We start from the raw sequence: 13670 nt of genomic DNA on the forward strand, positions 1-13670 counted from the left end.
TCGACGCTAACCGCTCAGCAGTCCGAGGCGGACCAGGCTCTCCGCGGTGGCCACGACGGCGTCCTCGTTGGAACGCGGAACCCAGTCCAGCTCCTTGCGGGCCTTCGCGTTGGAGGCACGGCGCACCACCCCGAGCTGCGGCACCGTCTCCCGCAGCGCCGGTCTGACCGTCGCCAGCAGGCGCAGCAGCCAGGCCGGGGCCGACCGGGTGGGGGCCTTGGCGGCGGCCTCGCCGAGCCGTTCGCGCAACGTCAGGGCGATGTGGTGGAAGGAGACCGGCTCGCCCGCGAGCGCGAGGTAGCGCTGCCCGGCCGCCCCGGGCGCGGTCATGGCACGCAGGTGCAGGTCGGCCGCGTCGCGGACGTCGACGGTGTTCGTCCAGATCGGCGGCGCGGCCCGCATCCCGCCGGTCAGCATCGCGTGGACGATGCGGATCGACGTGGCGTAGTCCGGCCCGAGGACCGGTCCGAAGATTCCCACGGGGTTGACGACCGTCAGCTCCAGGCCGTCGCCCTCGCTCTCGACGAAGTCCCAGGCGGCCCGTTCGGCGACCGCCTTGGACTTGATGTACGCGGACACCCCCGGCCCGTCGGTCCGCGTCCAGTCGTCCTCGTCGAACACCTCTCCGGTCGGGCCGTGCCCGTAGCCCACCGCCGCGAAGGAGGAGGTCAGGACGGTACGACGGACTCCCGCCGCCCGAGCGGCACGCAGGACCCGCAGGGCGCCGTCGCGGGCCGGGACGATCACGTCGTCCTCGTGCTCCGGCCGCGCACCGGGAAACGGCGATGCCACGTGCAGGACGTAGTCGGCTCCGGTCACGGCCCGGTCCCAGCCCCGGTCGGCGGTCAGATCCGCCTCGACGTAGGAGACGCCGTCTGTGTTCGGTGAGCCGGCCGCCTTGAGCATCCGCTCCACGTCGGGACGCCGTGCCAGGGAGCGGACCGTGGTGGTGACGGTGTGCCCGGCGGTCAGGAGCTGCGCGATCGTATGGGAACCCAGAAACCCGGTTCCGCCCGTGACGAGTACATGTGCCATGTCCCCATGCTCGACAGCCGGACCGTCCCGTTCCAGATCCCGCCGATACCAGTACTCCCAGGGACAGGATCGCGCGAGGACGGCACCTGCCGTTCCGTCGGCCTGACGTGCGCGGGGGATGTACCGGCGGGCCTCGAATGGTTCAAGGCCCGCCGTTCGGGCGGTCAGTGGGGCTGGGTCTCCTGGGCGCGCAGGGCTTCCTGGACCGCCTGCTGGACGCGGGCGTTCTCGCGTTCCGCGCGGCGGGCGCGGGCGCGGCGGGCCAGCAGGAGCCAGGTGGTGCCGGCTGCCGCCAGGACCAGGACGGCGATCAGCAGGGTCCAGGGCACGGCCCAGCCGCCGGCGGTGGCGCGGACGGGCGCGAGCGGGGAGACCGAGCCCGAGGCGTCGGTGAGCAGCGGGGTCAGGGTCACCGTCGCGGTCAGCCGGAACGCCGGGGTCACCTCGTGCACCGGCACCGTCACCTTCCAGCGCTCCCCCGGCAGCAGCTCGGGCGGTGCGGCGACGGCACCGGTCCTGGCCTTCAGCCGGCCGAACGGCCCGTTCAGCGTGACGTTCTGACGGGCCGACAGGACGGCGTTGCCGGTGTTGTGGACCGTGTAGGTCACGGTCGCCCCGCCGGTGGCGAACGGGTTGGCGGTGCCGTGGTAGTCGACCGCGAGGTCCTCGACGGCGAGCCGGGGCCGGAGCGCGCCGCTGACCCGCAGCTTGACGCGGATCCCGAGCCGGCGGTCCACGTTGATGCCCGCGGCGTCGTCGGCCTGCTTGAGGGAGGTGAGGAGGCCGCCCACGTAGTCGCCTGGGGTGGCGTTGTCGGGGACGGTGACGCTGAACGGGACGCGGACCGTGCGGCCCGGCGCGACCTGGACGTTCGTACGGTCGGCGTGCACCCAGGCGCCCACGCCCACGGACTTCTTGTCCCGGGTGAGCAGGTCGAGCCGGCCGGTGTCGGTGGTGTAGCCGTCGGCCGCGTACACCGCGAGGGTCAGCGGCTGCTTGCCGCGGTTGGCGACGACCATCGCGTCGTCGATCCGGCCGCCGGGGTTGACGCCGTAGGCGAAGCTGGAGCGGTCGGAGCCGTAGCCGTTGGGCGCGGTCCGCACGGTCCAGGTGACGTCGCCGCCCGCTGCTGCGGCGGGGACGGTCAGCGGGCCGGTGACGACGAGCGTGGCGAGCAGGGCGAGCAGGGCGGTGCGGAGCAGGGCGGCGACGGTGGTGGTCCGGCGTGGGACGGGCGCGTGCATCTGGGGTCCTCGGGCGGCGGTGGGCGGGCCGTGTCGGGCGGCGGGATCGGAACGCGCCGGACGAGGGCCGGGCGTGACGGAAGTGACGGGAGGGACGGCGACGGAGGTGGGGGCGGGCACTGGCGGTGTCCGCCCCCACGGGTACCGCTACCGGGTCAGCTGCTCAGCGCGGTGAGCGTGAGCGTGGCGCGGTAGGTGCCCTTGTTGACGCTGTCCGGGATCTTCAGGTCCAGGTCGGCGCCGAGCTTGGCCTTGCCCTTGGCGTGCCCCTGCTCGGCCCACGCGAGGCCGCGCGAGACGGACAGGCCCTGGCCGTTGTCGTCGTAGCCGGAGGCCACGGAACCGCTGGCCTTGGCGCCGGCACCGGCCTGGAGCAGGTTCGGCGTCCAGCCGAGGTAGGCGCCGGAGAAGGTCTTGTCGGCGTCCTTGAAGTCGCTGACGCTGGCCGAGACCGACCACGGGGCCTGGGAACGGCGGCTGTCGGAGACAAGGATCGGGTTGATCTGGCCGGCCGCCTGGAAGTACTCGCCGTCGTGGTCCTTGGCGGTGCCGAGGTCCACCAGGCCGTTGTAGCCGTCGATGGTCCAGCCGAACTCGCCGGGAGGCGCGTCCGGGACGTCGACCTGGAGGTCCTGGGAGTCGCCGTGGTACGGGTGGACCGTGACCTTGTCGACGACCGAGCCGACCGGCTTGCCCTCGGCGGTGTTGGTGCAGGAGACCTGACCCAGCTCCACCGACGCGTTGGGCGCCTCGCAGGTGCCGCTGCGCAGGTTCTCGACGACCAGCTTGTCCTTGCGGACGCCGACCTTCACGTAGCTGCGGACGTGCTCCTGGTTCTGGACCGAGTTGTACCAGTAGCTGTCCGGGTTGAGCGGGTCGGCGCCGTTGCCGGCACCGCTCGTGCCGCTGCTGTCCGGCTTGGTGATGTCGTAGTACTTCGAGCCGGAGGCCGAGTTCGACGTCACGTACAGCACACCGCCGGGACCGGGGTACACGTCCGCGGCACCGGGCTGCTCGTCCGGGTTCTCCTTCTGACCGTTCTTGATCAGGTAGCTACGGGAGTAGCTGTGGTCGTGGCCCTGGAGGACCAGGTCCACGCCGAGCTTGGAGAACGTCGTCGGGAAGTCCGTACGGCGGACCTTGTTGTCGCTGTCCTTGGCGTGCGAGGCCGGCGAGTAGATCGCGTGGTGGTAGACGAGCACCTTCCACTTGGCCTCGGAGCCGTGCTTGTTGATGACGTCGGTGACGTAGTCGACGTGCGCCGCGTCACCGCCGCCGCCCTGGGACGTGGCGTAGCTGTTGCTGTTCAGGTCGATGAACAGCACGTCCTTGTAGATGTACCAGTAGTCGCCGCCGGAGGTGTTCGACGCCGGGTTCCCGTTGGAGTAGTACGGGGCCGTGCGGTCGGTGTTCGGCGTGTACAGGTGCTGCTCGTACGCCTTGCCGCCGACGTCGTGGTTGCCGATGGTGGCGGCCCACGGGTACTGGCGGAGCTTGTCGGGCGCGAGGAAAGCGTTCCACTGCGACTCGGTGTTGGCCGTCTCGACCTGGTCGCCGCCGGACACCAGCAGTTCGGCGTCCGGGTTGGCGCCGAGCGACACGTCGAGGGTGTCCTGCCAGCCGGCCTGGTCCTTGGCGGTGTTGCCGGAGGAGCCGATCTGCGGGTCGCCGTAGAACAGGAAGTCGTAGTCGCCCTCGAAGTCCTGCGTCTTGAAGGCGTACGTGGTCGACCAGTTGCCCTCGGAGCCGACCCGGTAGGAGTACGCGGTGTGCTCCTTGAGGCCGGTGACGGTGGCGTGGCGGTTGTAGCCGCCGCTGGTGGCGATGTTGGCGCCGCCGACGGCGTCGAAGCGCGTCGCGTCGGCCGGGAACGCGCCGTTGACGAGCTGCGCGGTCGGGACCAGCTGCACCTGCTGGGCGGTGTCCGCGGAGGAGTACCAGGTCACGGTGCGCTGCGACTCGTTCGCGCCGACACCGAGGATGATGCCGCTGAGCGTGGTGGACTCGGCGGCAGCGGCGGGAGTCGCCAGGCCGTTGCCGAGAGCCACGGCCACACCCAGGAATGCCGCTGCGGCCCCGGAGGCCATGCGGCGCCGCGCAGGCCCGGAGGCCTGCGAGGAGGGTCTTGATCTCATCGATTACGTTCCTTTGGTGCACGGAGTGCATAAATGGACGTCAAGAACTTCTCTCCACTTGGTAAACCAGTCGTAAATGCGATCTTGGGACTCACTGAACTTCCCAGGTCCCCGAGGCGCCGGACCGGCCGCGGCCCGGCCGGTCCGCCGTCCCCGCTCAGACGCCCGCGAGACGCTGGACGAACCAGATCGCGCCCATCACGGCGACGCCCGCCGACACGGCACCGGTCAGCCAGAGCCCGGCCGCGGGGGACCGGCGGCGAACCAGCGCCAGCAGCGGGAAGACGATCACGATGATGCCCAACTGCACCGCTTCGATACCGACGTTGAACACCAGCAGCGACCACAGCAGCGTCCACGACCAGGCCTCGTGAATGCCGAGCGCGCCCGCGAAACCGAGGCCGTGCACCAGGCCGAAGCAGAACACGACGCCGAGCCGCACCCAGCCGGCCCGGTCCAGTCCGAGCCGTCCCGGCGCCACCGCCTCGACGTCGGCGGCCCGGCCGTGCCCGCGCCACAACCGCCACAGGTACCAGGCCGCCACCACGGCGATCGACAGGGCGATGACCGGTTCGACGATCCGGGCCGGCACGTCGACAACGCCGAGCGCGGCGAGCAGGAAGGTCACCGAGTGCGCCAGGGTGAAGCTGGTGGCGGCCAGCACGATCTCGCGCAGCCGCCGCGACCCGGCGATCAGCGCCAGCAGGAACAGGATGTGGTCGATGCCGCCGAGCAGGTGCTCCGCACCGAGCCGGAAGAACTCCCAGAACCGTTCGTACCAGGCCTGGCCGAGCGAGAAGGACGGGTGCGCGGCGTCCAGCGCGGCGCTGCCCGACCGGCCCTCCAGCTCGTAGGTGATGATCGTCTTCGTGTCGCGGACGTAGCCCTCACCGTCGGGGAACAGTCCGCTGCGCAGCACGGCGTCGGCGCTTGGCCCGGCGCAGTCCCAGTCGAGGACGAGCCGGGCGTACGGCACGCCCTCCTGCCGGTGCAGGGTGAACCCGCCCTGCCGGGACGGGGTGCAGGCGCGTCCGTCCGAGTCGACGGTGAACCGGCCGGTGACGTAGTCGACGGCGGCGCGGGAGTGTCCGTTCAGGGCGGCGGCCTGGGCCGGGGTGTCCCCGTCCTCGAAGGCGGCGTCGCCCTGGCGGAAGAGGGAGTCGTCGTGCTGGGTGTCGGCGGCGGACACGACGTAGAGGTCGTACTCGAGGCTCAGGGTTGTCCGGATCCGGCCGTCGTCGCCGGCGGCGACCTGGACGTACGCGGTGGACGTGAACCCGTGGGCGAGTGCGGGGCGGACGGCGCCGAACAGTGCGATCACCGCTGCGATGACCATGACGACGACCCGGCGGGCGTGCTGTGACATGTAGCTCCTTCGGTTGCCCGTGCACGCTCCATGCGGTGGGTGAACTCAGTCCGCCCCGATGGCGAATCATGGAAGAACAGCCGTTCGACCAGCCCCTTTCGGCCATCTCCGACGGGTCAGCTCATATGACTATGTCCTCGCATCAGCAGTCACACCTTGGAGGACGATCCCGTTGCGCACCCCGCTCAGTGCCCTGGCCGCCCTGACCGCGGCCGTCGCCCTGGTCACCGGCTGCGGCTCCGGCGACGACTGGTCGCGCCCGCACGCGAGTCCGAGCCCCGTGGGCACGCTCGGCGCGGGCTTCACCGACCCCTCCGCACCGCCGACGCCGGAGGCGACCGTCACTCCGCGGCCGGGTTCCTGGGACGGCGTCCATCCACCCGAGGGCTACCGGGTGGTGCTGCTCACCTCGGGGACGGACCGCCCCACCAGGACCCTGGTGACGGCGGTCCGGGAGTGGGCGGAGGAGGAGCAGGTGGACCTGCGGACCGTGACCGCCGAGCACCCCGCCGAACTGCTGCCGACGGTCACCGACTCGCTGGGGATGGGCGCCGATCTGATCGTCAGCGCCGGGAACGACCTCATCGACCCGCTGGCCACGGTGACCCCGAGCCATCTGTCACAGCGGTTCCTGGTGGTCGGCGCGGAGTTGGCCGAGCCGACCGCCAACGTGACCTCGGTGGACTGGTCGGGCGCGTCCTTCCGCGGCGAGGGCCTGGGCATGTCCTCCACCTACGACCCGTCGAGTTTCACCGCCGCCCGCTGCGCCGCCGCCGTCCGCGCCGGCGTGGCCGCGGTCCTGTCCGACCTCACCGGGATCGTCGTCTGGCTCGACCTGCACTGACCCGGGCCCACGACGGCCGCACGGGACCGGGCCGGCGGCGGTGGGGTGGTCAGCGTTCGAGCATCCGGGCCTGGGCCTCCGTGTGGGTGTCGCCGGCGGCGGGCGGCAGGCTGGAGAGCCTGTCGAGCTGCCCGGCCGTCAGGGTCACCGCGTCGGCGGCCGTGTTCTCCTCGACCCGGCCGACCCGCTTGGTGCCGGGGATCGGCGCGATGTCGTCGCCCTGGGCGAGCAGCCAGGCCAACGCGACCTGCGCCGGGGTGACGCCGACCTCGTCGGCCAAGTCCCTGACCTGGTCGGCGAGGGCGAGGTTGTGCTGGAAGTTCGCACGGCTGAAACGCGGGTTGTCGCGCCGGAAGTCGTCCTCGTCGAACTGGTCGGTGGAGCGCACGGTGCCGGTCAGGAAGCCGCGCCCGAGCGGCGAGAACGGCACCAGACCGATGTTCAGTTCCCGCAGGACGGGCAGGACGCGCTCCTCGATGCCGCGGGTCCACAGGGAGTACTCCGACTGCACCGCGGTGACGGGCTGCACGGCGTGGGCGCGGCGGATCGTGTCCGGGCCGGCCTCGGAGAGCCCGAAGGCGCGGACCTTGCCCTCGGCGATCAGCTCGGCGACCGCGCCGGCCGTCTCCTCGACCGGCGTCTTCGGGTCGACCCGATGCTGGTAGTACAGGTCGATGTGGTCGGTGCCCAGCCGCTTCAGCGAGCCCTCGACGGCCGTACGGATGTTGGCGGGGCCGGAGTCCAGGTTCCAGGGGCCGTCGCCGCCGTGGGAGACCAGGCCGAACTTGGTGGCCAGCACCACCTTCTCCCGGCGCCCCTTCAGCGCCCGGCCCAGCAGTTCCTCGTTGGTGTAGGGGCCGTAGATCTCGGCGGTGTCGACGAGCGTGACGCCCAGCTCCAGCGCCCGGTGCACGGTCCTGATCGACTCCGCGTCGTCCGTGCCGGAGCCGGTGTAGCCGTGGGACATGCCCATCGCGCCCAGACCGATCCGGGAAACCTCCAGGTCACGCAGTTTGATGTACCGCATCGCGCTCTCTTCCCATCCGTGGTGCCGCCTGTTCTTCTCTTCTCCTCCAACCTTCGGCCGGATCGCTCGCTCGTGGCAGGTCGGGTTCTTCAGGGGTAATGACAGGGCCCCCCACCCGGCGGCGCCGCGCGGGCCCGGCGGGTGAGACTGGTGGCATGGCATCCGAGAGCGCACACAGCGAGGGCGCCGAGCTGGGCCGGTTCCTGCGGGCCCGCCGCACCCAGACCGGCCCCGAGCACGTCGGGCTCACCGTCGGCACCGGCATCCGCCGCACCCCCGGGCTGCGCCGCGAGGAGCTGGCCACGCTCGCCGGGATCAGCATCGACTACTACGTACGCCTCGAACGCGGCAAGGAGACCCGGCCCAGCCCCGCCGTCCTGGACTCCCTCGCCCGCGCCCTGCGCATGGACGACCAGGAACACCAGCACCTGCGCGAACTCGCCGCCCGCGCGGCCCGGTACGCTCCCGAGCCGCCGCCCGCTCCCGCCCGCACGGTACGCCCGCACCTCGGACTGCTCCTCGAATCCCTGCGCCCGTACCCGGCCCAGGCCATCAGCCGCAGCATGGACGTACTGGCCTGCAACCCCTCGGGGCTCGCCCTGTACGCGGGTCTGGACGACTGGCCGCCCAAGCACCGCAACCTGGCCCGCTACATGTTCCTGCACCCCAAGGCCCGCGACCTGTTCGGCGACTGGGACCGGCAGATCGCCGCGTGCGTCGCCCGCCTGCGCGCCGTCGCCGGAACCGCCCCCGACGCTCCCGACCTAACCAACCTCGTCGGCGAGCTGCTCCTCAAGAGCCCCGACTTCGCCGGCCTCTGGGAGCGCTACGACGTGACCCGGCACAAGCCCGCGCAGAAGACCTTCCGCCACCCCCAGGTCGGCGCCCTCACCCTGACCTCGCAGTCCCTGGACGTGGAAGGCACCCCCGGTCAGCGCATCGGCGTCTACACCGCCGAGCCCGGCAGCCCCGACCACGACGCCCTGCTGCTGCTCGACATGACCGCGGCCGGACCCTCGGAACGTCCCGCGGCCTCCTCCCGGCCGAGACCGACCGCCGGTCAGGAGCCGTAGCCGCCCGCACGCGCGAGGACGCCTGCCCGGCGGGGCCCGGCGCGCCGGTCAGTCGGCCAGTGCCTCCTCCAGCGTCGGCCGGACGTCCAGGACGGCGTCCGCTCCCGTCAGCTCCAGCACCCTCGCCAGTTGCGGCGGAGGAGCGGCCACCCGCAGCACGGTCGTGCGGTGGACGTGCAGCAGCAGGTTGAGCACGGTCGAATCCGCGAAGGTCAGGCCGGTTGCGTCCAGCACCACGCGCGCGTGCGAGCGGGCCCCGGCCTCCAGTGCCGCCGCCAGGGCGGGCGTCGAGGTCAGGTCGAACGCGCCGACGACGGCCACCACCCAGGCCCCGCTCTGCTCGCGCTGGACAAGGCGCGGCAGCGATCCACCGGGTGCCGTGACCGGCTCCGGCGGCCTCTCTTCACCACCACTGACGGAATTCATGCCGGTGAGTATGGCGTGGCGACCGCGCCTGCGCGAGAGCGCGGCGGCGGGCCGGAGCCGCGGGCCCAGCACCTGCCCGGCGGCCCCGGTTCCGCACCGGATCCCGGCCGCCGCGTCGCCTCGCGCCCCGGCGGGACCGCGGCAGCACCGCGCCCAGGGTCCGGTGTCACAGGACCGCAGGTGACCGCCCTGGTTCAGGTACGGAACGCAGGCCTTAGAATCGAACGCATGAACGAGTTGCCTCCGGATCCGCCGCGCCTGCGCGCGATCCTGGCGCACCTCGACCAGCAGATCGCCGACACCGACACCGTCGCCACCTACCTGCGCCTCCAGCGCAGCGCGGTCCTCGCCGCGATCTCCGACGCCGACCGCACCCGTCGCGCCACGCCTGCACCCGCGGCGACATCCGCCCCCTCTGCCGCATTCGCGCCGCCACCGCCGCCATCCCCGTCATCGCCGTCATCGCCGTCATCGCCGTCCGCAGCCAGGCGGCCCCCGGCCCCGGTTCGTCGTGAGGCCGGCGGGCGCCGGCCGACCCGCTTCATCGTCGAGCGCCCCGCCAGTGCCACGAAACCCGCGCCCATCCACACCAGCGGCTGCGGCAAGGGGTTCACGGGCAGCAAGCCCATCGACGCCGACCTCGCCCGCCATGTACTCATCAACGACCCCCGAGGCTTCACCGCCTGCCGGACCTGCCGGCCGGACACCGAGCTGGGCATCGACGCCGCATGACCGGGGCGGACGGCGGGCCTGGTGTGACGCGGGTGGTGGCCGCCGGGACCGCGCTTTTGCCGACCCGGCAACGTTTCTGGCCGTTCCCGATGTCGCTGGGCAGGATTCCGGTCCGGGTGCCCGGTCCGGAACCGACCGGCGCACCGACCCCTGGGAAGCAGGAAGGACGACGCCTCGTGGGCACGGAGAAGACCGCAGCGGCCGATCAGCAGGCCGCGATGTTCGAACCGGCGGGCTGGGACGCACGGTACGCCGGCAAGGAGTCCGTCTGGCGCGGAACGCCCAACCCGCAGCTCGTCGCCGTGGCCGAGAAGCTGCGTCCCGGACGCGCGCTCGACGTCGGCTGCGGTGAGGGCGGTGACGTGATCTGGCTGGCGCGTCAGGGGTGGACCGTCACCGGCGCGGACTTCTCGGCGGCGGGTCTCGCGCGGGCCGCCCGGCACGCCGAGGAGGCCGGTGTGGCCGAGCGCACCGACTGGTGGCGCACCGACGCGCGGGCCTTCGCGGCGGGCGGACGGACCTACGACCTGGTGACCACGCACTACCTGCACCCGCCGAACGGCGCGATGGTGGACGTGGTGGGGCAGCTCGCCGAAGCCGTCGCTCCCGGCGGGCATCTCCTCGTGGTCGGCCACTCCCCCACGGCACATCACACCCCGCTCAGCGAGATGCACCTGCGGGCCATGTTCCTGGCCGAGGAACTGGTGGCGGGGCTGCCGGACGGCTTCGAGGTGCTCGCGGCACAGCAGCGGCCCCGCACGCTGGTCCGCGAGGGCGCGGAGATCGCCGTCGAGGACTCGACGCTGCTGGCCCGCCGCCGTCCGGAGTGACCACGCCGGGCGTGCGCGCACGCGGGCCGGTGCCGCGCTAGTCGCCGGCGCCCGTGTCCGTCTCCGGCACGCGGAAGCACGCGCTGACCGACTTGCCGTGACGACAGGGATGGGCCTCCCAGGTGTCGGCCACGGCGTCGACCAGGAACATGCCACGCCCGCCGAGACTCTCCTCGCCGGCCTCTCGACGGACCGGCAGGACGGCGGACTTGTCGTGCACGGAGACATGCAGGCAATGGTCGTCACAGGCCATCACCAGCTGGGCGCTGCTGTGGGCGTGCCGGTGCGCGTTGGTCACCAGCTCGGAGATGGTGAGCAGCACCGAGTCCACCGTGTCCGGCGCGGCGCTGGTCCAGCCCCGGGCCTCCAGGTGCTCACGTGCCCAGTCGCGGGCCGCCTTCACTTCGCTGTCCAGGGGCAGCGAGCAGGCCCAGCCCACTGCCCGGAGCGACGAACCTTCCACGGCGCGATCCTTCTTCGTCGGGGACGAGTGTGGTCAGCGACGGTCACCCGGCTTCCCGAGCCGACTCCGGTCCCGCGCCCACGGGGGGCTGCCGACCGGGTGCTTGACGCGTTCCGTCGCGCCGGTCGCGGCACTCCCGTTCCAAGGCTCCGCGTCCGGACCTGATCCGGATACCCCCGATACGTCGACTCAGCCCTGCCGTTCATGACGGCAGGGCACTCGGCGGACGACCGGCCGCCCCGGGCCCCGCCCGAACGCGCCCCTCCCGGCTGCCGGATGACCGCGGCGGCGGGTGCACCCGCGCTCACCGCCGCGGGTCGGACGGTGCGCCCGCGCCGGGGGCTGCGGGTGATCCGTGGCTCCGGCGACGGGCTCGGCGCGGCTCCTTCAGGCGCGGAAGGTACGCCGGTAGGTGTCCGGTGGAACGCCGACACTGCGGTGGAAGTGGCGGCGCAGGGTGGTGGCGGTACCCATGCCGACGGCCACGGCGATGGTGTCCACGGTGGCGTCCGTGGTCTCCAGCAGTTCCTGGGCGCGACGGATGCGCTGCGTGTGCAGCCACCGCAGGGGCGTGGTGCCGGTGAGGTGCTTGAAGTGACGGCCGAGGTGGCGGGTGCTCATCCTGGCCTGGCGAGCCAGGTCCTCCACGGAGAGCGGCTGGTGGAGCCGTTCCAGCGTCCAGGGGAAGAGTTCGTCCAGGGGGTGGTTGTCCGGCGCGGGGACGGGGGTGGCGATGAACTGGGCCTGGCCGCCCTCGCGGTGGGGCGGGACGACCAGACGCCGGGCGATCTTGTTGGCGACGGCCGAGCCGTGGTCGAGGCGGACCAGGTGCAGGCACAGGTCCATGGCGGCGGCCTTGCCTGCGGCGGTGAGGACGTCGCCGTTGTCGACGTAGAGGACGTCCGGATCGACACGGGCCGCCGGGTGGCGCCTGGCCAGGTCCTGCGTGTGGGCCCAGTGCGTGGTGGCGCGCCGGCCGTCGAGCAGTCCCGCCGCGCCCAGGACGAAGGCGCCCGTGCACAGCGAAGCGACCCGGGCGCCGGCCGCGTGGGCCGCACGCACCGCCTCGACCAGGTCGGCGGGCGGTTCGCTACCGGTGTCGGCCCAGCCGGGCACGATCACCGTGTCGGCGTGCGCGAGGTGGTCGAGACCGCGATCGGGCTCCACGCGGAAGCGGCCGACCTGGACCGGGCCGCTCCCGCAGAGGAAGAAGTCATACCAGGGGTCCACGATGTGGGTCACGTCGGCTCCGAAGACCTCGGTGGCCACGGAGAGTTCGTAGTGGAGCATGCCGTCGGTGACGGCCAGCGCGACAGCGGGCATGTCCGAAACTGTACGGGGCACGTCGTTTCCGACGCTCACGCTGGGGACCGCCCGAGGACAGGATGGTGCGGGTCGGGGCGCGCCGGATCGGCGGCGCGGAGGGCGTTCCAGCACACGGGAGAGTCTCATGGGGGCAGGTCGGCCGGTGGCCGTGTTCGGTGCGTACGGTCACACCGGGCGGTTCGTGGTCGCGGAGTTGGCCGCGCGCGGGTTCGTTCCGGTGCCGTCCGGACGCGACGCGCGGCGCGTGAAGGAGCTGACCGACGAGCACCGGTTGGAAGGCCGGGTGGCGTCGGTCGACGACCCGGCCTCCCTGGACCGGGCCCTGGCCGGCACGGTGGCGGTCGTCAACTGCGCCGGTCCGTTCGCCTCGACCACCGGCCCGGTGATCGACGCCGCGCTCCGCGCGCGCATCCCCTATCTGGACGTCGCCGCCGAACTGGAGGCCAACCTCGACACCTTCGACCAGTACCGTGAACGGGCGCGGCAGGCGGACGCGTTGATCGTTCCGGCGATGGCCTTCTTCGGCGGCCTCGGTGACCTGCTGACCACCGCGGCGATGGGCGACTGGACCGAGGCGGACGAGGCTCACATCGCGTACGCGCTCAGCAGTTGGCACCCCACCGCCGGCACCCGGCTCTCCGGTGCGGTCTCCCGCGAGCGGCGCGGTGCCCGCCGGCTGCGCTACAGCGGCGGACGCTGGGAGCACCGCACCGACGCCGCGCCCGCCCTGGAGTGGGCGTTCCCGGAACCGACGGGCCCTCGGGCGGTGATCGGGGAGTTCACGATGGCGGACGTCGTCACCGTCACCCAGCACCTCTCCATCCCCGACGTGACCACCTACATGAACACCGAGGCGGCTCACGACGTCGCCGCTGCGCACACACCGGCGCCGACCGCCGCCGACGCGAGCGGACGCTCGGACCAGACGTTCCTCGTCGACGTGATCGTCCGCTCCGGCACGGACGAACGCCGGGTCACGGCCCGCGGCCAGGACATCTACGCCGTCACCGCACCGCTCGTCGCCGAGGCCCTGGAACGCGTCCTGGCCGGCCGCACCAGGACCGCAGGCGTCGTCACCGCCGGCGAGGCCTTCGACGCCCCCGATTTCCTGCGCGCGCTCCACCCGCACATCACGCTCGGCCTCGAACGGAAGCCGGGCGCCTGACCGC

At 72.5% G+C, this 13670-nt stretch carries 13 protein-coding genes; 5 read left to right on the forward strand and 8 right to left on the reverse strand.

Annotated features, from left to right (window positions below):
• Positions 1–6: 6 nt before the first annotated feature.
• The 4 genes from ACIQOE_RS35895 to ACIQOE_RS35910 all read right to left on the reverse strand — a co-directional run bounded on the left by ACIQOE_RS35895 (position 7) and on the right by ACIQOE_RS35910 (position 5780).
• The gene (locus tag ACIQOE_RS35895) at positions 7–1035 is read right to left on the reverse strand and encodes an NAD-dependent epimerase/dehydratase family protein (RefSeq protein ID WP_401416054.1); all 1029 of its coding nucleotides are present in this window, start codon (positions 1033–1035) and stop codon (positions 7–9) included.
• A gap of 164 nt (positions 1036–1199) precedes the next feature.
• Positions 1200–2279, reverse strand: a complete 1080-nt coding sequence (locus ACIQOE_RS35900) for a WxL protein peptidoglycan domain-containing protein (RefSeq protein WP_401416056.1) — start codon at positions 2277–2279, stop codon at positions 1200–1202.
• A gap of 155 nt (positions 2280–2434) precedes the next feature.
• Complete coding sequence (locus ACIQOE_RS35905; protein ID WP_351324445.1) at positions 2435–4414, reverse strand: metallophosphoesterase family protein; 1980 nt, start codon at positions 4412–4414, stop codon at positions 2435–2437.
• 157 nt (positions 4415–4571) lie between these two features.
• Complete coding sequence (locus tag ACIQOE_RS35910) at positions 4572–5780, reverse strand: HupE/UreJ family protein (RefSeq protein WP_351324447.1); 1209 nt, start codon at positions 5778–5780, stop codon at positions 4572–4574.
• A 172-nt stretch (positions 5781–5952) separates the two neighbouring features.
• On the opposite strand from ACIQOE_RS35910, the gene ACIQOE_RS35915 reads away from it, so the two are divergent.
• On the forward strand, positions 5953–6624 hold the full coding sequence (locus ACIQOE_RS35915; RefSeq protein ID WP_365572738.1) for a hypothetical protein: 672 nt from the start codon (positions 5953–5955) through the stop codon (positions 6622–6624).
• A gap of 49 nt (positions 6625–6673) precedes the next feature.
• On the opposite strand, the gene ACIQOE_RS35920 is transcribed toward ACIQOE_RS35915, so the two are convergent.
• A complete protein-coding gene (locus ACIQOE_RS35920) occupies positions 6674–7651 on the reverse strand; it encodes an aldo/keto reductase (RefSeq protein WP_401416061.1) in 978 nt (325 codons plus the stop codon).
• A gap of 155 nt (positions 7652–7806) precedes the next feature.
• Between ACIQOE_RS35920 and ACIQOE_RS35925 the strand changes: the two genes are divergently transcribed.
• On the forward strand, positions 7807–8724 hold the full coding sequence (locus ACIQOE_RS35925; protein WP_351324453.1) for a helix-turn-helix transcriptional regulator: 918 nt from the start codon (positions 7807–7809) through the stop codon (positions 8722–8724).
• Positions 8725–8772: 48 nt separating this feature from the next.
• Here the strand turns inward: ACIQOE_RS35925 and ACIQOE_RS35930 are convergent, their stop codons facing one another.
• Positions 8773–9150, reverse strand: coding sequence for an STAS domain-containing protein (locus tag ACIQOE_RS35930; protein ID WP_351324454.1), 378 nt, complete (start codon positions 9148–9150; stop codon positions 8773–8775).
• A gap of 228 nt (positions 9151–9378) precedes the next feature.
• Here ACIQOE_RS35930 and ACIQOE_RS35935 point away from each other — a divergent pair, with 228 nt between their 5' ends.
• Together ACIQOE_RS35935 and ACIQOE_RS35940 are read left to right on the forward strand one after the other, a co-directional pair.
• A complete protein-coding gene (locus ACIQOE_RS35935) occupies positions 9379–9882 on the forward strand; it encodes a DUF6233 domain-containing protein (RefSeq protein ID WP_399008967.1) in 504 nt (167 codons plus the stop codon).
• A 176-nt stretch (positions 9883–10058) separates the two neighbouring features.
• Entirely contained in the window at positions 10059–10712 is a 654-nt protein-coding gene (locus tag ACIQOE_RS35940; protein ID WP_401416065.1) for a class I SAM-dependent methyltransferase, read from the forward strand.
• Between the two features lie 37 nt (positions 10713–10749).
• Here the strand turns inward: ACIQOE_RS35940 and ACIQOE_RS35945 are convergent, their stop codons facing one another.
• Both ACIQOE_RS35945 and ACIQOE_RS35950 read right to left on the reverse strand, forming a co-directional pair.
• Entirely contained in the window at positions 10750–11175 is a 426-nt protein-coding gene (locus ACIQOE_RS35945) for an ATP-binding protein (RefSeq protein WP_351324459.1), read from the reverse strand.
• Between the two features lie 387 nt (positions 11176–11562).
• A complete protein-coding gene (locus tag ACIQOE_RS35950) occupies positions 11563–12498 on the reverse strand; it encodes a helix-turn-helix domain-containing protein (protein WP_401416068.1) in 936 nt (311 codons plus the stop codon).
• A gap of 127 nt (positions 12499–12625) precedes the next feature.
• On the opposite strand from ACIQOE_RS35950, the gene ACIQOE_RS35955 reads away from it, so the two are divergent.
• Complete coding sequence (locus tag ACIQOE_RS35955; RefSeq protein WP_401416070.1) at positions 12626–13666, forward strand: saccharopine dehydrogenase family protein; 1041 nt, start codon at positions 12626–12628, stop codon at positions 13664–13666.
• Positions 13667–13670 lie beyond the last annotated feature (4 nt).

Origin of the sequence: Streptomyces sp. NPDC091282, assembly GCF_044757385.1 — a bacterium.
Lineage (GTDB): Bacteria > Actinomycetota > Actinomycetes > Streptomycetales > Streptomycetaceae > Streptomyces > Streptomyces gramineus.

Coding starts and splice junctions, on each gene's coding strand:
- ACIQOE_RS35930 (WP_351324454.1), bottom strand. CDS start 9,150: ATGAATTCCGTCAGTGGTGGTGAAGAGAGGCCGCCGGAGCCGGTCACG.
- ACIQOE_RS35925 (WP_351324453.1), top strand. CDS start 7,807: ATGGCATCCGAGAGCGCACACAGCGAGGGCGCCGAGCTGGGCCGGTTC.
- ACIQOE_RS35900 (WP_401416056.1), bottom strand. CDS start 2,279: ATGCACGCGCCCGTCCCACGCCGGACCACCACCGTCGCCGCCCTGCTC.
- ACIQOE_RS35950 (WP_401416068.1), bottom strand. CDS start 12,498: ATGCCCGCTGTCGCGCTGGCCGTCACCGACGGCATGCTCCACTACGAA.
- ACIQOE_RS35935 (WP_399008967.1), top strand. CDS start 9,379: ATGAACGAGTTGCCTCCGGATCCGCCGCGCCTGCGCGCGATCCTGGCG.
- ACIQOE_RS35910 (WP_351324447.1), bottom strand. CDS start 5,780: ATGTCACAGCACGCCCGCCGGGTCGTCGTCATGGTCATCGCAGCGGTG.
- ACIQOE_RS35955 (WP_401416070.1), top strand. CDS start 12,626: ATGGGGGCAGGTCGGCCGGTGGCCGTGTTCGGTGCGTACGGTCACACC.
- ACIQOE_RS35895 (WP_401416054.1), bottom strand. CDS start 1,035: ATGGCACATGTACTCGTCACGGGCGGAACCGGGTTTCTGGGTTCCCAT.
- ACIQOE_RS35905 (WP_351324445.1), bottom strand. CDS start 4,414: ATGAGATCAAGACCCTCCTCGCAGGCCTCCGGGCCTGCGCGGCGCCGC.
- ACIQOE_RS35920 (WP_401416061.1), bottom strand. CDS start 7,651: ATGCGGTACATCAAACTGCGTGACCTGGAGGTTTCCCGGATCGGTCTG.